This is a genomic window from Pseudomonas marincola, from assembly GCF_900682675.2.
GTDB classification, from domain to species: domain Bacteria; phylum Pseudomonadota; class Gammaproteobacteria; order Pseudomonadales; family Pseudomonadaceae; genus Aquipseudomonas; species Aquipseudomonas marincola.
This window is the reverse complement of record NZ_LR215729.2, coordinates 96,886-113,535: the sequence shown is the minus strand read 5'-3', so window position 1 is coordinate 113,535 and position 16,650 is coordinate 96,886. Positions and strand designations below refer to the sequence as shown.

16 protein-coding genes are annotated in these 16,650 nt (G+C 57.3%); 9 read left to right on the top strand and 7 right to left on the bottom strand.

The window, feature by feature from the left end; genetic code table 11:
- Positions 1 to 102: 102 nt before the first annotated feature.
- From PMYSY11_RS00500 to pmrG, 4 genes are all read right to left on the bottom strand, one after another.
- Positions 103 to 1,326, bottom strand: a complete 1,224-nt coding sequence (locus PMYSY11_RS00500) for a CaiB/BaiF CoA transferase family protein (protein WP_150548030.1) — start codon at positions 1,324 to 1,326, stop codon at positions 103 to 105.
- Between the two features lie 95 nt (positions 1,327 to 1,421).
- Complete coding sequence (locus PMYSY11_RS00495) at positions 1,422 to 2,600, bottom strand: acyl-CoA dehydrogenase (RefSeq protein ID WP_069900811.1); 1,179 nt, start codon at positions 2,598 to 2,600, stop codon at positions 1,422 to 1,424.
- A 159-nt stretch (positions 2,601 to 2,759) separates the two neighbouring features.
- Positions 2,760 to 3,608: a phosphatase PAP2 family protein gene (locus PMYSY11_RS00490; RefSeq protein ID WP_150548029.1), complete on the bottom strand. Its 849-nt coding sequence runs from the start codon at positions 3,606 to 3,608 to the stop codon at positions 2,760 to 2,762.
- A 46-nt stretch (positions 3,609 to 3,654) separates the two neighbouring features.
- On the bottom strand, positions 3,655 to 4,320 hold the full coding sequence (pmrG, locus tag PMYSY11_RS00485; protein WP_150548028.1) for a lipopolysaccharide core heptose(II)-phosphate phosphatase PmrG: 666 nt from the start codon (positions 4,318 to 4,320) through the stop codon (positions 3,655 to 3,657).
- Between the two features lie 450 nt (positions 4,321 to 4,770).
- Here pmrG and PMYSY11_RS00480 point away from each other — a divergent pair, with 450 nt between their 5' ends.
- The 4 genes from PMYSY11_RS00480 (at position 4,771) to PMYSY11_RS00465 (ending at position 9,103) form a co-directional block, all read left to right on the top strand.
- Positions 4,771 to 5,679, top strand: a complete 909-nt coding sequence (locus tag PMYSY11_RS00480) for a LysR family transcriptional regulator (RefSeq protein ID WP_150548027.1) — start codon at positions 4,771 to 4,773, stop codon at positions 5,677 to 5,679.
- 533 nt (positions 5,680 to 6,212) lie between these two features.
- Positions 6,213 to 7,334, top strand: coding sequence for a Re/Si-specific NAD(P)(+) transhydrogenase subunit alpha (locus PMYSY11_RS00475; protein WP_069900819.1), 1,122 nt, complete (start codon positions 6,213 to 6,215; stop codon positions 7,332 to 7,334).
- A gap of 12 nt (positions 7,335 to 7,346) precedes the next feature.
- Entirely contained in the window at positions 7,347 to 7,664 is a 318-nt protein-coding gene (locus tag PMYSY11_RS00470; RefSeq protein ID WP_069900821.1) for an NAD(P) transhydrogenase subunit alpha part 2, read from the top strand.
- A gap of 2 nt (positions 7,665 to 7,666) precedes the next feature.
- On the top strand, positions 7,667 to 9,103 hold the full coding sequence (locus tag PMYSY11_RS00465) for an NAD(P)(+) transhydrogenase (Re/Si-specific) subunit beta (RefSeq protein ID WP_090512675.1): 1,437 nt from the start codon (positions 7,667 to 7,669) through the stop codon (positions 9,101 to 9,103).
- A 79-nt stretch (positions 9,104 to 9,182) separates the two neighbouring features.
- On the opposite strand, the gene PMYSY11_RS00460 is transcribed toward PMYSY11_RS00465, so the two are convergent.
- Positions 9,183 to 9,737: a cytochrome P460 family protein gene (locus PMYSY11_RS00460; protein WP_069900825.1), complete on the bottom strand. Its 555-nt coding sequence runs from the start codon at positions 9,735 to 9,737 to the stop codon at positions 9,183 to 9,185.
- A gap of 611 nt (positions 9,738 to 10,348) precedes the next feature.
- On the opposite strand from PMYSY11_RS00460, the gene PMYSY11_RS00455 reads away from it, so the two are divergent.
- Complete coding sequence (locus PMYSY11_RS00455) at positions 10,349 to 10,564, top strand: DUF1127 domain-containing protein (RefSeq protein ID WP_150548026.1); 216 nt, start codon at positions 10,349 to 10,351, stop codon at positions 10,562 to 10,564.
- A gap of 201 nt (positions 10,565 to 10,765) precedes the next feature.
- Here PMYSY11_RS00455 and PMYSY11_RS00450 read toward each other — a convergent pair whose 3' ends face one another.
- Positions 10,766 to 12,202 (bottom strand): mannose-1-phosphate guanylyltransferase/mannose-6-phosphate isomerase, encoded by a 1,437-nt coding sequence (locus PMYSY11_RS00450; protein WP_150548025.1) that lies wholly within the window; start codon positions 12,200 to 12,202, stop codon positions 10,766 to 10,768.
- 244 nt (positions 12,203 to 12,446) lie between these two features.
- Between PMYSY11_RS00450 and PMYSY11_RS00445 the strand changes: the two genes are divergently transcribed.
- The 3 genes from PMYSY11_RS00445 to PMYSY11_RS00435 all read left to right on the top strand — a co-directional run bounded on the left by PMYSY11_RS00445 (position 12,447) and on the right by PMYSY11_RS00435 (position 15,202).
- Positions 12,447 to 12,764 carry a DUF2388 domain-containing protein gene (locus PMYSY11_RS00445; protein ID WP_069900831.1) on the top strand — a complete coding sequence of 106 codons (318 nt, stop codon included), beginning with the start codon at positions 12,447 to 12,449 and terminating at the stop codon, positions 12,762 to 12,764.
- Positions 12,765 to 12,932: 168 nt separating this feature from the next.
- A complete protein-coding gene (locus PMYSY11_RS00440) occupies positions 12,933 to 13,253 on the top strand; it encodes a DUF2388 domain-containing protein (RefSeq protein ID WP_069900833.1) in 321 nt (106 codons plus the stop codon).
- Between the two features lie 29 nt (positions 13,254 to 13,282).
- Complete coding sequence (locus tag PMYSY11_RS00435) at positions 13,283 to 15,202, top strand: DUF7844 domain-containing protein (protein ID WP_150549627.1); 1,920 nt, start codon at positions 13,283 to 13,285, stop codon at positions 15,200 to 15,202.
- 5 nt (positions 15,203 to 15,207) lie between these two features.
- Here the strand turns inward: PMYSY11_RS00435 and PMYSY11_RS00430 are convergent, their stop codons facing one another.
- Complete coding sequence (locus PMYSY11_RS00430; RefSeq protein WP_069900835.1) at positions 15,208 to 15,621, bottom strand: GFA family protein; 414 nt, start codon at positions 15,619 to 15,621, stop codon at positions 15,208 to 15,210.
- A gap of 95 nt (positions 15,622 to 15,716) precedes the next feature.
- Here PMYSY11_RS00430 and PMYSY11_RS00425 point away from each other — a divergent pair, with 95 nt between their 5' ends.
- Positions 15,717 to 16,622 (top strand): AEC family transporter, encoded by a 906-nt coding sequence (locus PMYSY11_RS00425; RefSeq protein WP_150548024.1) that lies wholly within the window; start codon positions 15,717 to 15,719, stop codon positions 16,620 to 16,622.
- The last annotated feature ends 28 nt before the right edge of the window (positions 16,623 to 16,650 follow it).

Genomic DNA, 16,650 nt, shown 5'->3' with positions numbered 1-16,650 from the left:
TTATCTGGATATCTCGAATATTCATAGGCGCCATTAATTTGGCATCAGGTAATTTATCTGACACCTCCGAAAACGCGCGCCATAAAGCCGCTCGTATTTGAGTTAGAGCACCCGCGCCTCGCGTAACTCGGCAATTTCTTCAGCGCTCAGGCTTAACCAGTTTTGCAGCACTTCATCCGTATGCTCGCCCAATAAAGGCGGCGCATTGCGATACTGCACCGGGCTTGCAGACAGCCGAATCGGGCTGGCTACGGATGGCGCAGTGCCGCCCAAGGAGTGCGCAATATCCACGCGCAAGCCGCGGGCAACCACTTGCTCATCCGCAAACACCTGCTGCAAATCATTGATTGGCCCGCAAGGCACACCCGCCTGCTCCAACTCGGCAATCCATTGCGCCGTGGTTTTGAACACCGTGGCTTGGCGGATTAACGGAATCAGCACCGCACGGTTGGCAACGCGCGCCTGATTGCTGATAAAACGCGGATCGTCGGCCCACTCCCGAAAGCCGGCGACCTCGCAAAACTTGCGAAATTGACTGTCATTACCCACGGTCAGAATAAAGTCGCCATCTGCGGTCGGAAAATCCTGATACGGAACAATATTCGGGTGCGCATTACCGAGGCGACGAGGCGCATTGCCCGTGGTCAGATAGTTCATGGCCTGATTCGCCAGGCAGGCCACTTGAACATCAAGCAGCGCCATGTCGATGTATTGCCCTTCACCGCTCTGATCACGGTGCGCCAGCGCTGCAAGAATAGCGGATGAGCTATACAGACCGGTCATGATGTCAGTGAGCGCAACGCCCACTTTCACCGGGCCTGCGCCCTCTTCGCCTTCGGCTCGCCCGGTCAGGCTCATGAGCCCGCCCAAGCCTTGAATCATGAAGTCATAACCGGCGCGTTTAGCATACGGGCCGGTCTGGCCGAAGCCGGTAATCGAGCAATAGATCAACCGTGGGTTGAGCGCTCGCAGCGACTCGTAATCCAGCCCATAAGCGGCCAGACCACCAACCTTGAAATTCTCGATAAGAATGTCGGACTTGGCAGCCAACTCGCGCACCAGTTTCTGCCCGGCCGCCTGAGTGAAGTCGATGGTCACCGATTGCTTGTTACGGTTGGCACTCAAGAAATAGGCCGACTCGCGAGTGTTCTCGCCCTGCGCATCGCGGAGAAACGGCGGGCCCCAGTGACGCGTGTCATCACCCACCGAAGGGCGCTCCACCTTTATCACCTCTGCACCCAGATCCGCCAGGATCTGCCCGGCCCATGGACCGGCCAGCACACGAGAAAGATCAAGCACACGCAGATGAGACAGAGCGCCAGACATCGCAATGACTTCCTTATTAACGAGAGAGGGATTTTTTTACCGCGAAGCAACCTGAGCGGGTGACGAATCAATGATTCGCCACCCGCCACGAAGACTTAGAAGAACGCCTGAATACCGGTTTGTGCGCGGCCGAGGATCAGCGCATGGACGTCATGCGTACCTTCGTAGGTATTCACCACTTCCAGATTGACCAAGTGGCGGGCCACCCCGAACTCGTCCGAAATACCATTGCCGCCGAGCATGTCACGGGCGACGCGGGCAATGTCCAGCGCCTTACCGCAGCTGTTGCGCTTCATGATCGAGGTAATCTCAACGGCCGCAGTCCCTTCATCCTTCATACGACCCAGGCGCAGGCAACCCTGCAGAGCCATGGTGATTTCTGTCTGCATGTCTGCGAGCTTTTTCTGTACCAGCTGAGTTGCCGCCAGCGGGCGACCAAACTGCTGACGATCCAGCGTGTACTGGCGGGCGGTGTGCCAGCAGAATTCGGCTGCGCCCAGCGCACCCCAGCTGATGCCATAGCGCGCAGAGTTGAGGCAGGTGAAGGGGCCCTTGAGGCCACGCACGTCCGGGAAGGCGTTAATTTCCGGTACGAACACGTTGTCCATGACGATTTCGCCGGTGATCGAGGCGCGCAAGCCTACTTTGCCGTGAATCGCCGGCGTGCTCAGGCCTTCCCAACCTTTCTCAAGAACGAAACCGCGGATTTCGCCGGCATCATCTTTGGCCCAGACCACAAATACATCCGCAATCGGGCTGTTGGTGATCCACATTTTGCTGCCGGTCAGGCGGTAGCCACCGTCAACTGCACGCGCCCGGGTAACCATCGCGCCAGGGTCGGAGCCGTGGTTGGGTTCAGTGAGACCAAAGCAGCCGATGTATTCGCCACTGGCCAGTTTAGGCAGGTATTTCTGACGGGTTTCTTCGTTGCCGAACTCGTAGATCGGCACCATGACCAGCGACGACTGCACACTCATCATCGAGCGATAACCGGAGTCGATACGCTCAACTTCCCGCGCAATCAGGCCATAGCTCACGTAGTTCAGGCCACTGCCGCCGTAGGCTTCGGGAATAGTCGCGCCGAGCAGGCCGGTTTCACCCATCTCGCGGAAAATCGCCGGGTCAGTCTGCTCGTTACGGAAGGCTTCAAGAACACGTGGGGCCAACTTGTCATTGGCAAACTGCTGGGCGCTGTCACGCACCATGCGCTCTTCTTCAGTCAATTGCTGATCGAGCAGCAGGGGATCAATCCAGTTAAAGCTTGCCTTGGCCATTGCGAAATCCTCAGTTGAGCAAGGGAGCAACAGGCCAGCGCCCGTGCTCCACGTATTAATCTTGTGGAGTGATCCTAGGCGCGCAGACAGGTTGAAGCAAACGAGTATTTCGCACTAACTTGTGCGAAATACTCACTCCGAAAGATTAAGGCGGCTGATTCACGAGTTGGCTGGCAACGCCTCTGGTGTTGCTTCGCGCGAAGCCACGGGGACTTCATCGGCGCCCAACGGTGGCTGCTGCAAAGCCTCGCGACCATAGAACGCCAGCGCGGTCAGCAGCATAGAGAACCACACGACAACGCCCGACCAGAAAGTATGGGACATGTAATGCCAGCCCTGGAAAACCCGGGTTGTGCCAAAGATGAAGCCGAGCAGCATGATCGCACCGAGTAACTTGTACGCATGCTGCCAGCGATAGCGGCGCGCCACAAAGTACAGCGCGAGCATGGTGAAGCCGCCCGATGCATGGCCGCCCGGCCAGCAGCGACCGTCACCCGCCTTGTTCAGCAGCGTGAAGTTTTCATACCACTCCATTTTTGCCTGCAAGCCGCCATACAGCGTGGTCTCGACAGGGCAATAAATACTCGTGTGGCTTTTGAAGTAATGGATAAAACCTGTCGTGATGGCAAATGACACAACAATGAACAGCAGGTCGCGGCGGTGCTCGGCAAACCAGCGCAGAGGCCCGGCCAGCTTGAAACGCTGCAAGGTGCCAAGCATTTTGGGGTGCTGGCCCTTGCTCAACAGTGGCCAAACGAACGAAAGCAGGCTGCCGATAATCGCGAACTCACCGGTCCAGTTCGGGATAATCCGCGGCCATTTATGCGTGGCCTTTTCAAACAACACACTGTGCTGCAACACAAATGAGTGAGTTGCCGGGTCGTAAAACCAGTTGCTGATGGCCACGTCTATGTTGGTCATGTCGAAGATGACGAAAATGGCCACAGCGCAAAGCAGCGGCAGCCAGACATTGAACAGATAGAAGGTGCGCGATGACGAAGTGGGCATGAATAAACCTGTCGTGAGTCAATGCGGGCAGAGGGGCTCTGCCGGATTAATTAGCCAGTACTTTTGACCATTGCTGCTCGTTGACCGAGCCAAGAATATGGGCAGCACCATCCACTTCCCCGGACGCAATCATCAATGCCGTGCCGTAAGCCGGAGTTAGCGGGGAATGCACACCCAGTTCTTTTTCCATCTGGTCAAAACACTCACTGTGAGTCACCAGAACCAGATTGCGTTGGCGCACCTTATGCTTCAGCGCATTCTCGAGCATGCCGTTGCGGCACTCCGCCAGCCAGCTCTGGCTGGCCACGGCCTTGTTGAACATGAAGCCGGCTGTTTGCTCGGTGCGGGTTCGCGGGCTGGTGTAGATGTCCGAGTTAGTCACGCCGAGGCGCACAAAACTCTGGCCAATCGATTGGGCAACCTCTTTAGCTCGCGCGGTAATGCCGTCGGCACGATCGAGACAAGGCGCGCTCGAATGATCACAACGCTCAACATGACGAACTAACACAATCACGTGACCCTGCCTCCACTGCGCCAGCATATCGGCAGTCGTTTGCGCACCCGCACTGGCCAACTCAGGCACCTGCGGCACCTTGAGCATTGCGTAAACCGCGAAAAATGCGGCGATAAATAGCGCCACAATTGCCGCGAGCCGAAGCTGACGCGGTAGCTTCAGCTTCGCAGGTGTTGCATAGGCATCTACTTTCAACATCGGCCCACTCCAGAGCGCCTGAGCACTCATCAATCGCTGCCAAGTCACTCGGCCTAACCGGTTTGCTCACCGAAAAGACCAGGCGACTCGAAGCTGGTAACGCCTTATCAACTGCAAAAACCTGACTTAAGGCTGGCCTTACAGCGTTACTCGGATGAATTAATGCAGCGCATCTTGTCTGGGCCGACATGAATAACTTGTGAAAAATACGTCCAAAAATTGCGTCAAGCCCCGTGAACAGCTGTATCGGGCCTGTTTCCAGCAATGCCGTAGATGCGCACACAACAGCCTCAAACTGGATAATCGTGCATCCGTCACGCATAGCGGCAGGAATGTGCCAAGCACGCCGACACACGAGCGCTGCAACCTGTGCAAGAAAGGAATAACTGGCCAAAGCACCGCGACGCCTTGATCATAGTCAGCAGGTAGCCAACCAAGACACAGCCCACCATGCGCCGAAAAATACCCAGTACCACTGCCCTGATCGCCTTCGAATCGGCTGCGCGCCACCAAAGTTTCACCAAAGCGGCAGAAGAACTCGCACTGACCCAGAGCGCCATCTGCAGGCAGATCGCCGGGCTGGAAGAGTTTCTTAATGTCGAACTGTTCCGCCGCTCGCGCCGTGGCGTTGTGCTCACCGAAGCGGGAGTGTCCTACTCACGCCGGATTGCCAGCCAACTGGATGCCGTCGAGCGCGACACACTGGCGATTATCGGACAACAGGGCGCCATGACTATCGAGCTGGCGGTTGTCCCGACGTTCGGCACACAGTGGCTACTGCCACGCCTCAAGGATTTCCAGAACCTGCACCCGCAAGTCACGGTAAACCTGACCAACCGCACCCGGCCATTCCTGTTTGCCGACACCGACTTCGATGCAGCCGTCTACTTTGGCGATGGCGTGTGGTCTGGCACCAGTGCACATGCATTGATGCGCGAGAACCCGATGCCGGTGTGCAGCCCGGCCCTGCTCGCCGGCGCAGCGCAACTGACCCCGCAAGCCGTGGCCGAGTTGCCATTGCTCCAGCAAACCACGCGCCCCTACGGCTGGCGCCAGTGGTTTAACGCACAAGGCCTGAACATTGCGCGCGACATGAGCGGCCCACGCTACGAGCTATTTTCGATGCTCGCTCAAGCGGCCATGCACCAGATGGGCATCGCCCTGATTCCGCCTTTTTTAATTGAGCGCGAATTGAGCGAAGGTCGTCTGGTCATTGCATCACCGCACGGTTACCGGAGTGACAAGGCCTATCATCTGATGATCCCTGAGCGCCGGGTCGAATCATCAGCGCTGCTGGCCTTTCGCGACTGGTTAATCCGGGAAGCGGAGCTCTATGCCGACGCCAATGGGCTAAAATAAATGACACCCTGCAAACTAACTCGATCTGCCGGCGCTGAAAAGCAGCAGAGACGAATCGCCTGTTTCCATTATAAATAAAGGCTTAGCGCTTATTGCTGACCCCGTAGTCAGAATTATAAATCGCTACAAAGCGCTACCTTCCAGCCCAAAGAACTGTTTAATTTATTGAACACTCAAGTGCATCGGAAGGCCACAGGCCGCCATCTCCACGCCTACTCTGTTGTTTATGCGACATTATTTTTCCTAAACATTTTCACCCCCGGGAAAACACTCGACAAAAACCTCTAAACCCGTATAAACCCCAATTTTTTCAATAGCTTAACCAAAAGTTATAAGCTTATAGTCACACTGTGACTTGTAGTTATCGCAATGTTTTACTCCAGAAATTGTTGATGCCCTCGCGCTTCACCTGCAAAATGCCGCCCCCGCCTTAATAACAGCACTGCTGTTGCGGGAGTGTGCTGATCCCCCTCTGCCAACACGCCACCCGTAGTGTGTCGGTTCACAAAAAAAGATCACGCAGGAGATTTGAAGTGCACATCGGTGTTCCTCTCGAAACCCATGACGGCGAGACGCGCGTTGCGGCGACTCCCGAAACCATCAAGAAGCTGGTTGGCCAAGGCCATCAGGTGACAGTTGAAAGCGGTGCCGGCATTACAGCCAGCATTACCGACGAGGCGTTTGCAGCAGCAGGCGCGACTATTGGCAGCGCCAGCGCTGCATTTGGTGCCGAACTGGTGCTCAAGGTCGTCGCTCCGTCTGAAGCAGAATTAGCGCAGATGAATTCCGGCGCTGTACTGGTTGGCATGCTCAACCCGTTCAGCAACGAAACCATTGCCCTGATGAACGCTCGCGGCATTACCGCTTTCGCACTCGAAGCTGCCCCGCGCACCTCGCGCGCGCAGAGCCTCGACGTGCTCTCCTCGCAAGCCAACATTGCCGGCTATAAAGCTGTGCTGCTGGCTGCTCACCATTATCCACGCTTCATGCCGATGCTGATGACTGCTGCGGGGACCGTTAAGGCCGCGCGTATTCTGATTCTCGGTGCTGGTGTTGCTGGCCTGCAGGCCATTGCGACCGCCAAGCGTCTGGGTGCGGTGATTGAAGCTTCCGATGTGCGCCCTGCCGTTAAGGAGCAGATCGAGTCGCTGGGGGCCAAGTTCGTCGACGTGCCGTTCGAGACTGATGAAGAGCGCGACGCGGCTCAAGGCGTTGGCGGTTACGCCCGCCCGATGCCGGCATCGTGGATGGAACGTCAGGCCAAGGCTGTGCACGAAAAAGCCAAACTGGCAGACATCGTCATCACCACCGCACTGATTCCGGGCCGCAAGGCACCTACGCTGCTGCACGAAGCGACCGTGCAGGAAATGAAGCCGGGCTCCGTGGTCATCGACCTGGCAGCTGCTCAGGGCGGCAACTGCCCGCTGACTGAAGCCGAAAAGGTTGTGGTCAAGCATGGCGTGACCATCGTCGGCCACAGCAATCTGGCGGCACTGGTGCCAGCTGATGCTTCGGCCCTGTATGCGCGCAACCTGCTCGATTTCCTCAAGCTTGTCATCGACAAAGATGGCCAGTTCAACGTCAACCTCGAAGACGATATCGTCGCCGCGTGCCTGATGTGCCGCGACGGTGAAGTTGTCCGCAGCAACGGCTAAAGGAGTAGAGACATGGATATGATTTCCGACGGTATCTACAACCTGATCATCTTTGTACTGGCAATTTATGTCGGTTACCACGTGGTCTGGAACGTCACCCCGGCCCTGCACACGCCGCTGATGGCTGTAACCAACGCCATTTCGGCGATCGTGATTGTCGGCGCCATGCTCGCAGCAGCACTGACCGTCACCACGTTCGGCAAGATCATGGGCACACTGGCCGTTGCACTGGCAGCGGTTAACGTTTTCGGTGGCTTTTTGGTCACCCGACGCATGCTCGAAATGTTCAAGAAGAAGGCGCCTAAAGCAGCGCCGACGGAGAAGCACTGATCATGAGCATGAACCTCATCACTGTTCTCTACTTAGTGGCCTCGATCTGCTTCATTCAGGCCCTTAAAGGCCTGTCGCACCCAACCACTTCACGCCGTGGCAACCTGTTCGGCATGATCGGTATGGGTCTGGCCATCGTCACCACCATCGGCCTGATGTACAAACTCAGCGCCGAAGCCACATCGCCAGGCATTGGCTGGGTAATCCTTGGCTTGCTGGCTGGCGGTACTGCCGGCTCGATCATGGCCAAGCGCGTTGAAATGACCAAGATGCCTGAGCTGGTTGCCTTCATGCACAGCATGATCGGTCTGGCCGCGGTATTCATCGCTATCGCCGCTGTCGCCGAGCCGCAGTCACTGGGCATCGTGGCGGCACTGGGTGACGCGATTCCGGCGGGCAACCGTCTGGAGCTGTTCCTCGGCGCGGCGATTGGTGCTGTGACCTTCTCTGGTTCGGTCATCGCCTTCGGCAAGCTGTCGGGCAAGTACAAGTTCCGCCTGTTCCAGGGCGCGCCTGTATCGTTCGCCGGTCAGCACAAGATCAACCTCGCTGTGGGTATCGCGATTCTGGTGCTGGGCCTGTACTTCACCTTCACCGGTAGCATCACCGCGTTCACCCTGCTGCTGATCCTCGCATTCGTCATCGGCGTGCTGATCATCATCCCAATCGGCGGTGCAGACATGCCGGTTGTGGTGTCGATGCTTAACAGCTATTCCGGTTGGGCGGCTGCAGGTATCGGTTTCTCGCTGAACAACTCGATGCTGATCATCGCCGGTTCGCTGGTGGGTTCGAGCGGTGCGATTCTGTCTTACATCATGTGCAAGGCGATGAACCGTTCGTTCTTCAACGTGATCCTCGGTGGCTTCGGCGCCGAAGCAGATGCCGGCCCTGCCACGGGCAGCAAAGAACAGCGTCCGGTTAAATCAGGTTCCAGCGACGATGCCGCCTTCCTGCTGACCAACGCCGACACCGTGGTTATCGTGCCCGGTTACGGTCTGGCTGTAGCCCGTGCCCAGCACGCACTGATGGAACTGGCCGAGAAGCTGACGCATCGCGGTGTTACCGTTAAGTACGCGATTCACCCGGTTGCCGGTCGTATGCCTGGCCACATGAACGTATTGCTGGCTGAGGCCGAAGTGCCTTACGAGCAAGTGTTCGAGATGGAAGACATCAACTCCGAGTTCGGTCAGACCGACGTGGTGCTGGTACTGGGCGCGAACGACGTGGTTAACCCGGCCGCGAAGAACGATCCCAAGTCGCCAATCGCGGGCATGCCGATTCTTGAGGCTTACAAAGCCAAGACCGTCATCGTCAACAAGCGCTCGATGGCCAGCGGCTATGCCGGCCTCGACAATGAACTGTTCTACCTCGACAAGACCATGATGGTCTTCGGCGATGCCAAGAAAGTCATTGAAGACATGGTTAAAGCTGTCGAGTAATCGCAGCCAGGCCAAATAAAAATGCCCAGCCCGAGTGATCGGGCTGGGCATTTTTTTATCGCGTGCGTGGCGCGATTGATTACTTGGCGGTCAGCGTTGGATACGCTTCTGTGTAGACCCAGTCATTCTTCTTGGCGGGTACGTGGCAGCCAAGGCAATCCTTCTTGTAGTCGGTTGCAACGTTCTTGGCATTATCGCCTTTGAACAAAGCCCAACCCCAGCCTTCGCCCCACATCGGGTTCTTCTCAGCAAAGCGATTGGTGCTGTCCTTGACCATCACAAACGTCTGCTTGACGTCACCTGCGTACTTCACACCCTTACCGGTGGTGTAGTCGCCTTCTTTGCCATGGCGCAACTCTTTGATCATGACCGCGCCATCCGGGAACTTGCCGGTCTTGCGGAAAGCACCCACGGCATCCGGTTCCAGATAAACATCATGGAAGCCACTGGCGCCGCCTTCCGGCACATACCAAGAGCCGAGATGGACCATGGTTGCGCGGAAATCAGCCGGCAAACTGATATTGCCCTTGGCGTCGACGCTATTCGAGAAACCCGTTTCAGCTTGGGCCGCCAGAGGCAAAGCTGCACATGAGGCGATGATCAAAGCACTTGTCAGCGTATTTGTAATTTTCACGGTTATCACTCCTTAATAAATGACGCGTCCTGCTGGGATTGCACCCGCAACACGCCATGGCACGTGGCCTAGCTCCCTGATACCAGCCGCAACGCAGTGAACAATCCGCCGGGCGGACCCGAGCATCTGGCGCGGCCAAATACAGCGTTACCCATCCCGCCGTACGAGGCTTTTGGGCTCCCGCAGCCTATAGGAATTACTGACTCAGAGTGGCTATAGAGCCCGTCCATGGCAATTCATTACAGCAAGACCAACCTTTCGCTTGGCACAAAATTCTGCTGCCAAACCGGGCGTGGACAAGTGGCGAATCGAAGGCAAAAAGTTGAATTACCGGTCAAGTTACAATCTCGATCAATTTGCAACTGTACCTATATCAAGTCACTACCAACTTGCTAAGTAGCAGTGATAAATCTCGCTAATTTAGAAATAAACAGACCTTTAACTTACTGTCAGTACAGTTGAGTCAAAAATGGCAGATACAGTTACAAAGCAAGCTAGCTATCTAAATAGTAATTGAGCGCAGCTGTGACTACTGCGTACCACTGTATTTGGCGATAATAAATTCACCCTAATAGTCACTCCAACGCCGCCACAAGCGGAAGGATATCAACATGGAACGTACCCTTAGTTCCGATCTGGTTTTTGCTGAGTCTTCATCTAAAGCTACTGCATCGCTGCCGCTACGCCTGGCATCGACTCTGGTTCTCTGGCAGCGCCGTATGGCCAGCCGCCGTCAACTGGCTCACCTTGACTCCCGCCTGCTGGCAGACGCTGGTATCAGCGAAGCGCAGCGCATGAGCGAGCTGAGCAAGCCGTTCTGGCGTTAAGCTGAACGCCGAATCGACAGGCCCAATAGCCACTAGATTCGCATGACAAAAAAGCCCCGCCAGTGCCAAGCACAACGGGGCTTTTGCATTTCAGGGCCGGCGAACCCGTACAGTTTCAGCGCATCATCCCAATCCACCTGAGCGCGGTCTGCTGCCTGCACGCTCAGTGGCGACGCTTTAGCCAATCATCCGGCTCATCACTCAAGCGTCGCGACCGTAATCGTCGTCGTAGCGAACAATGTCGTCCTCTTCCAGATAATCACCGCTCTGCACCTCGATCAGCACCAGATCCGACTCCCCCGGATTAGCCAGACGATGGCGCTGGCCGGCGGCAATATAGGTCGACTGATTCCGCTCCAGCACGCATTCGGTATCCCCGCTGATTACCCGCGCCTGCCCTTGCACCACAACCCAATGCTCACTGCGTAACCGGTGCGACTGCAGCGAAAGAGCCGCGCCGGGGCGCACCACCACCCGCTTGATCTTGAAGCCCTGGTCCTGCTCAAGCACCGTGTAATTACCCCACGGCCGCTGCACCGTGCGGTGGATCAGGTGCGCTTCATGCGCCGTGGCCTTGAGCTGATCGACCAACACCCGCACATCCTGTGCTCGGTTTGCATGCGCGACCAGCACAGCATCGGCGGTGTCGACAATAAGCAGGTCCTCAACGCCCAGCGTGGCGATCAGCCTCGAATCACCATGCACCAGATTGCGCTGGCTATCGACCAGCAGCACATCACCGAGTACCCGATTATTGGCGCTATCGGGCGGCATCAATGCCGCCACCGCCGGCCAAGAGCCGATATCACTCCAGTCAAAACTGGCACGCACCACCGCGACTTTTGTGCTGTGTTCAAGCAAGGCGTAATCAATCGAGATATCTGCACACTGGCTAAAATGCGCGCCGTTCAGCTCTTGCTGCACCAGCGCAGGAGCGGCCAATGTGGGGCTCAGGTCTACACAACGCTTAACTTCAGCCAGCAGTTCTGGCGCATGCACTTGCAGCTCGCTTAGCAGGGTGCTGGCTGTGGCGCAGAAAATGCCGCAGTTCCACAGGTATTCCCCGCTGCTGACAAACGCCTGAGCGGTGTCACGGTCGGGTTTTTCAACAAACCGGCGAACCATCGCCCAACCCTGCCCAGCCAACCCGGCTGCGGCCTGAATGTAGCCAAAGCCGGTTTCGGCGGATTGCGGCTCAAGGCCAAAGGTCACCAGATACCCCTGTTCAGCCAGATTGCAGGCCTGGGTTACCGCCTGCTCAAACGCCGCCGCGTCCGCGATCAGGTGATCGGCGGGCATAATCAAAACAATGGACTGATCACCGTGGCGCGAAGCAATGGCCAACGCCGCCGCAGCAATCGCGGGAGCGGTGTTGCGTGAGCAGGGTTCAAGAATGAAATGCGCTGGTTGCCCGGTGCCCACGGCCGCATGCCAATGGTCGCGGCTCTGAAAATAGTAATCGCGATGCGTCACCGTCACGATCTCGCCGCTTCCCGCCAGCCCAGCTGCGCGGCGGTAAGTCTTTTGCAACAGCGACTCGCCATCCGGCAAGGTCATGAACGGCTTGGGCTGGCCCGCTCTGGACACTGGCCATAAACGCGTACCAGCGCCACCGGAAAGCACAACTGGGACCAACATCTAAACTCTCCTCGCAGCCAGTATTGGTTAATCAACACGCACAGTCAGCCCGTCTTGGCCAGCACTCAAACCGCATGATGAAGACGCGGCGCAACTTTTGTCACATTTTCCAGACTAATCCCAGTCGCCGGCTGAAATTTTATGTGTAGAGTTATCGCCGTGCGTCTCGGCGCAGCTGAGCTAATCTATTATTCGACAAGCATGCAAAATGGCGTGCTTTTATAAACCCTCTGGAGCTTTCAGGATGAATCCTATCCGCAGTCTTAGCTTTCTCGCCTTGTTTGCACTTGCAACCAGCGCTTCGGCTACCAGCTTTGTGGTAACCACCGACGCAACCGTAGGCGCACTTGGCGCCACAACCGATGCGACATCAGATGTCAGCTCCTCATTCAAAGACGACAAAGTTGTGCTCGCCGCCCGCGATGACGCCGCCAGCTTCGTTGCCAGCGAAGGTTCCATCCGTGGCGCCCATCTGGAAGCCGCTCTGGTCCACGTGCGTCAGGTCGCACCAAGCCTGCAAGCCAATGACATGCAACTGGCTCAGGCCATCCTCAGCCTGTAACAGCTTAAGCCAGCCCCAGCGCTATCACGCCATGGGGCTGGCTGATTATTTGATAGCCACGCGGGCTTTAATGCAGCCAATCGCGTCAAGGCTATTGCGCCCCAAGCAGCTCCCCGCTGTAATGCGCACGCTGTACCCAAACCAATTTCTGCTTATCGGATATCGTCCATGTATCGTCCGCTCCTCGCTGTTGTTGCCGCCACCGCATTGATTACCGGCACTGCCCAGGCTCAAACCATCATTGCCACCAGCAATGTGCTGATTCGGGCACTTGATCGCTCGTTGGACTTTACCTCGGACACGACCACGTCGATCCGCGACTCGAAAATTGTTCAGTTGGCGCATGAAGACGCCGCCAGCTTTGTCGCCAGCCAAGGCGAAATTCGCGGCGCCAACCTCGAAGCCGCGCTCACGACCATTCGCGCTCAGGTGCCTGAAGCGCAAAATGCTTCAGACCAGGAACTCGCAGAAGCCATTCTTTCTCTGTGAGCTTGCTGTGCAAAAGCCTGCTGCTGATCATGCTGCTGGCCAGCTCCGGCAGCTATGCAGCTCTCAAACTGGAACTGGCAGACAGCACGCTCGATGACGCGCAAAAACAAGCCAGCCAGCAACTGATCAAGCAGGCCTTTGCCGCACTCCCCCCGAAATTTATCCAACAACTCGATCGCAGCGTTGCTATTGAATGGCAGCCGCTGCCGAGCGAAATCTACGGTCAGGCTGGACGTTTCTCGGGGATCACCCTTAATCAGCGGTTACTGCCTGCACTGGTCGATGGCAGCGCAGCGACGCAAACCACCCAGCGCCCGCACGGCACCGTGCGCAAAGAGCTGCTGGCAACCCTGATTCACGAACTCACGCATCTTTACGACCGCGAACGCTTGTGGTCTGTCACGGAGCGCCAGCAGTTCCGCCACTGCCAGCAACGCGCACACAGCAGCGGCCTGGTCGGTTTGCCCGATGGCTGCCGCGGCCAGACCGAACGCCGCTTCACCCTCAGTGACGACCCACGCCTGCTGGATTTGGCCGGCTGGCAGCAATATGTCGGGCGCCGCGGTGAGCGTGAAGATGAAAACCATCAGAATGTCCGCAGCCCTGACGAATACGAGCTGACCAATCCGCTCGAGTTCGTGGCCGTGAACATGGAGTACTACCTACTCGACCCGACTTATGCCTGCCGCCGACCTTCACTCGCTGCGTACTTCAATCAGCATTTCAACTGGACGCCCAGCACGCAGACTGCTTGCGGCAACGAACTGGCTTATCTGAATGCCGGCAGTGACTTTGCCCGCGAACCGCTCGGCATGCTCGATCCGGAGCGAGTCTACGAAGTCGATTACCTGCTTGCCGAAGCCAACGACGCACTCGCCAGCCGCTGGGGCCACAGCATGCTGCGCTTGGTTATCTGTGCGCCGGGCCGCCCACGCGGGCCGGCCTGCCGGCTTGATCTGGACCAGCATCTGGTGCTGTCGTATCGCGCCTTTCTCGGCGATGTTCAGCTCTCCAGTTGGGGCGCACTGGTTGGCCAGTATCCGTCGCGGTTGTTTGTCTTGCCGCTGGCGCAGGTAATCGATGAATACACCAAGACCGAATTACGCAGCCTGGCCTCAGTGCCGCTGAAACTCGATCGTCAGGAGATCAACGACCTGGTAACCCGTTCGCTCGAACTGCACTGGAGTTATGACGGTGACTACTTCTTCCTGTCGAACAACTGTGCGGTCGAAACGCTCAAGCTGATTCGTACCGGCGGCAATCAGGCACCAATGCAATCGCTGGACAGCATCATGCCCAACGGCTTGCTCGAAGTACTCGATGCACACAATCTGGCCGACAACACAGTGCTCGATGACCGCCGTGAAGCCATGCGCCTCGGTTACTGGTTTGACTCTTACCGCGACCGTTACCAGAAAATGTTCGAGGTGCTTCACGAGCGCTTGAACATCCCGCAAAAAGCCGTTGAAGACTGGCTGACACTGCCGGCAACCGAGCGCCGGGCCTGGTTCGAGAAAGCCGACATGCGCGCCAGCGCGGCCATGTTATTGCTGGAGAAAGCAGCGCAGCGCAAACAACTGCTGCTGGCTCAGGACGAACTCAAACAACGCTATCTGAGCGGTAACGACAGCAACGACCCAAGCCTTGAGAAGGCGGGCAATGCGCTGGAACAGCTCTTGGCCAACTCAGGTTTTCTCAGCCGTCCGGCAGAGCTGCTCAGCAGCGGCTACGGCCTGCCGCAGCCGAGCGAACTCGACGACCTGCGCGACTCCAGCAGCAGCCGCCAACAGCTGATGTTGCGCTTCAGCGAAGAGCTCAATCAGGAGGTTCGCAACTTGCTGGACCCCGAGCGTTTGGCTGAAATGGAAGCCATCGGGGTTAACCTCAAGCAACTCGCCAATCACCTGCACGAGGTGCATAAAGCCAACGGCGGGCTGATGTTGCCCTGAGCGTTCTAGATCAGTGGATCAATGTCTTCTTCATGCTCTTCGGGCAGATGCGTATCGAGCTGCAACCACGGCAACCGGTTCTGCACCCAGATATGCCGGTCTGCCGGGGCCAGTTCAGGCGTATCCAGTGTCGCCACCGTTACATCCAGCGTGTTCGGGCTAAGCGTGGTGAACAACGCCAACTGGGCGCCGCAATCCGCGCAGAAACTGCGCACGCAACTGGACGATGAAGCAAAGGTTCTTGGCGTGCCCTGCAACCACTGAAAACGCTCCAGCGGCACCGTGATCCAGGTCGTGACAATACCGCCACTGCTGCGCCGGCAAGTGGCGCAATGACAATGTGCGATATCGTGCAACGGCGCGTCGAATTGATAACGCAACGCGCCGCACTGACAACCACCGGTGTGTAAATCGCTCATAAATTCTCCTCTATAAACGCTCTGATCAAGCCTCTTTACTTGCTTTGCACGCTGGCGCTGATCAAGATAGCTCCCTAACTACTTGGGAGGTGATCGTGCTTGATCTGCTGTTGGCGCTGTGGCCACTTTTTGCCCTGATCATCGCGGGTTTCTATCTGCGCCGCTGGAACTTCCCCAATGAAGAATTCTGGCCAGGCGCTGAACGCCTCAACTATTTCATACTCTTCCCGGCACTGCTGTTCAGCAGTTTAGCGCGTGCACCGCTGAATAATCCTGCGCTGCCACGTCTGGGTCTTGCGGTCATGCTCGCCCTCGCTATCGGCTGGGTCGCATTGCTTGTCATTCGTCGTATACGCGGTTGGCCAGCGGCACGTTTCGGCGTATTTACCCAAGGCGTTTTGCGTTTCAACACCTACTTGGGGCTTGCCGCCGTTGGCAGTCTGTTCGGCCAGCAGGGTTTGACCCTTGCCGCAATAATGCTGGCCTTGATGGTGCCGACGGTCAACGTCTTGTCAGTTTGGTCGCTAACCGCCGAGCGTGGCGTCAGTGCGCGGAGCCTGCTGTTGCCGATTGCCAAAAACCCGCTGATTCTGGCCTGTCTTGCCGGTGCTTTGATCAATTTTAGCGGGATTGGCCTGCCGTTTGGCAGTGACCGTCTGCTCAGCCTGCTTGCCGCTGCCAGCTTGCCGCTGGGTCTGCTCTGTGTGGGCGCAGCACTGCGGCCCGAGCAGCTGGGCGGCGAAATTCCGGCCCTCGGCTGGAACAGCCTCGCTCGCCTGTTGGCGATGCCCCTGATGGCTTGGCTGGTGGCTTATGCGCTGCACTTACCTGCAATGGAAAGCACCGTGCTGGTGTTGTTCTTCGCCTTGCCGACTGCACCGACCGCGTATGTGCTGACGCGGCACCTCGGTGGTGACAGCCAGTTGATGGCCGGCGTGATTACCCTGCAAACGCTGCTGGCAGCGGCCAGCCTGCCGATTATTCTAACCCTGCTGAGTTAGGCCACTGCGGGCCTGACTCAGCAGCGGC

Bases quoted from the DNA above. Each gene is read 5' to 3' on its own strand.
- PMYSY11_RS00430 (WP_069900835.1), bottom strand. From the start codon at position 15,621: ATGAGCGATTTACACACCGGTGGTTGTCAGTGCGGCGCGTTGCGTTAT.
- PMYSY11_RS00455 (WP_150548026.1), top strand. From the start codon at position 10,349: ATGGAACGTACCCTTAGTTCCGATCTGGTTTTTGCTGAGTCTTCATCT.
- PMYSY11_RS00435 (WP_150549627.1), top strand. From the start codon at position 13,283: ATGCTGCTGGCCAGCTCCGGCAGCTATGCAGCTCTCAAACTGGAACTG.
- PMYSY11_RS00480 (WP_150548027.1), top strand. From the start codon at position 4,771: ATGCGCCGAAAAATACCCAGTACCACTGCCCTGATCGCCTTCGAATCG.
- PMYSY11_RS00465 (WP_090512675.1), top strand. From the start codon at position 7,667: ATGAGCATGAACCTCATCACTGTTCTCTACTTAGTGGCCTCGATCTGC.
- pmrG (WP_150548028.1), bottom strand. From the start codon at position 4,320: ATGTTGAAAGTAGATGCCTATGCAACACCTGCGAAGCTGAAGCTACCG.
- PMYSY11_RS00440 (WP_069900833.1), top strand. From the start codon at position 12,933: ATGTATCGTCCGCTCCTCGCTGTTGTTGCCGCCACCGCATTGATTACC.
- PMYSY11_RS00490 (WP_150548029.1), bottom strand. From the start codon at position 3,608: ATGCCCACTTCGTCATCGCGCACCTTCTATCTGTTCAATGTCTGGCTG.
- PMYSY11_RS00500 (WP_150548030.1), bottom strand. From the start codon at position 1,326: ATGTCTGGCGCTCTGTCTCATCTGCGTGTGCTTGATCTTTCTCGTGTG.
- PMYSY11_RS00470 (WP_069900821.1), top strand. From the start codon at position 7,347: ATGGATATGATTTCCGACGGTATCTACAACCTGATCATCTTTGTACTG.
- PMYSY11_RS00450 (WP_150548025.1), bottom strand. From the start codon at position 12,202: ATGTTGGTCCCAGTTGTGCTTTCCGGTGGCGCTGGTACGCGTTTATGG.
- PMYSY11_RS00445 (WP_069900831.1), top strand. From the start codon at position 12,447: ATGAATCCTATCCGCAGTCTTAGCTTTCTCGCCTTGTTTGCACTTGCA.
- PMYSY11_RS00495 (WP_069900811.1), bottom strand. From the start codon at position 2,600: ATGGCCAAGGCAAGCTTTAACTGGATTGATCCCCTGCTGCTCGATCAG.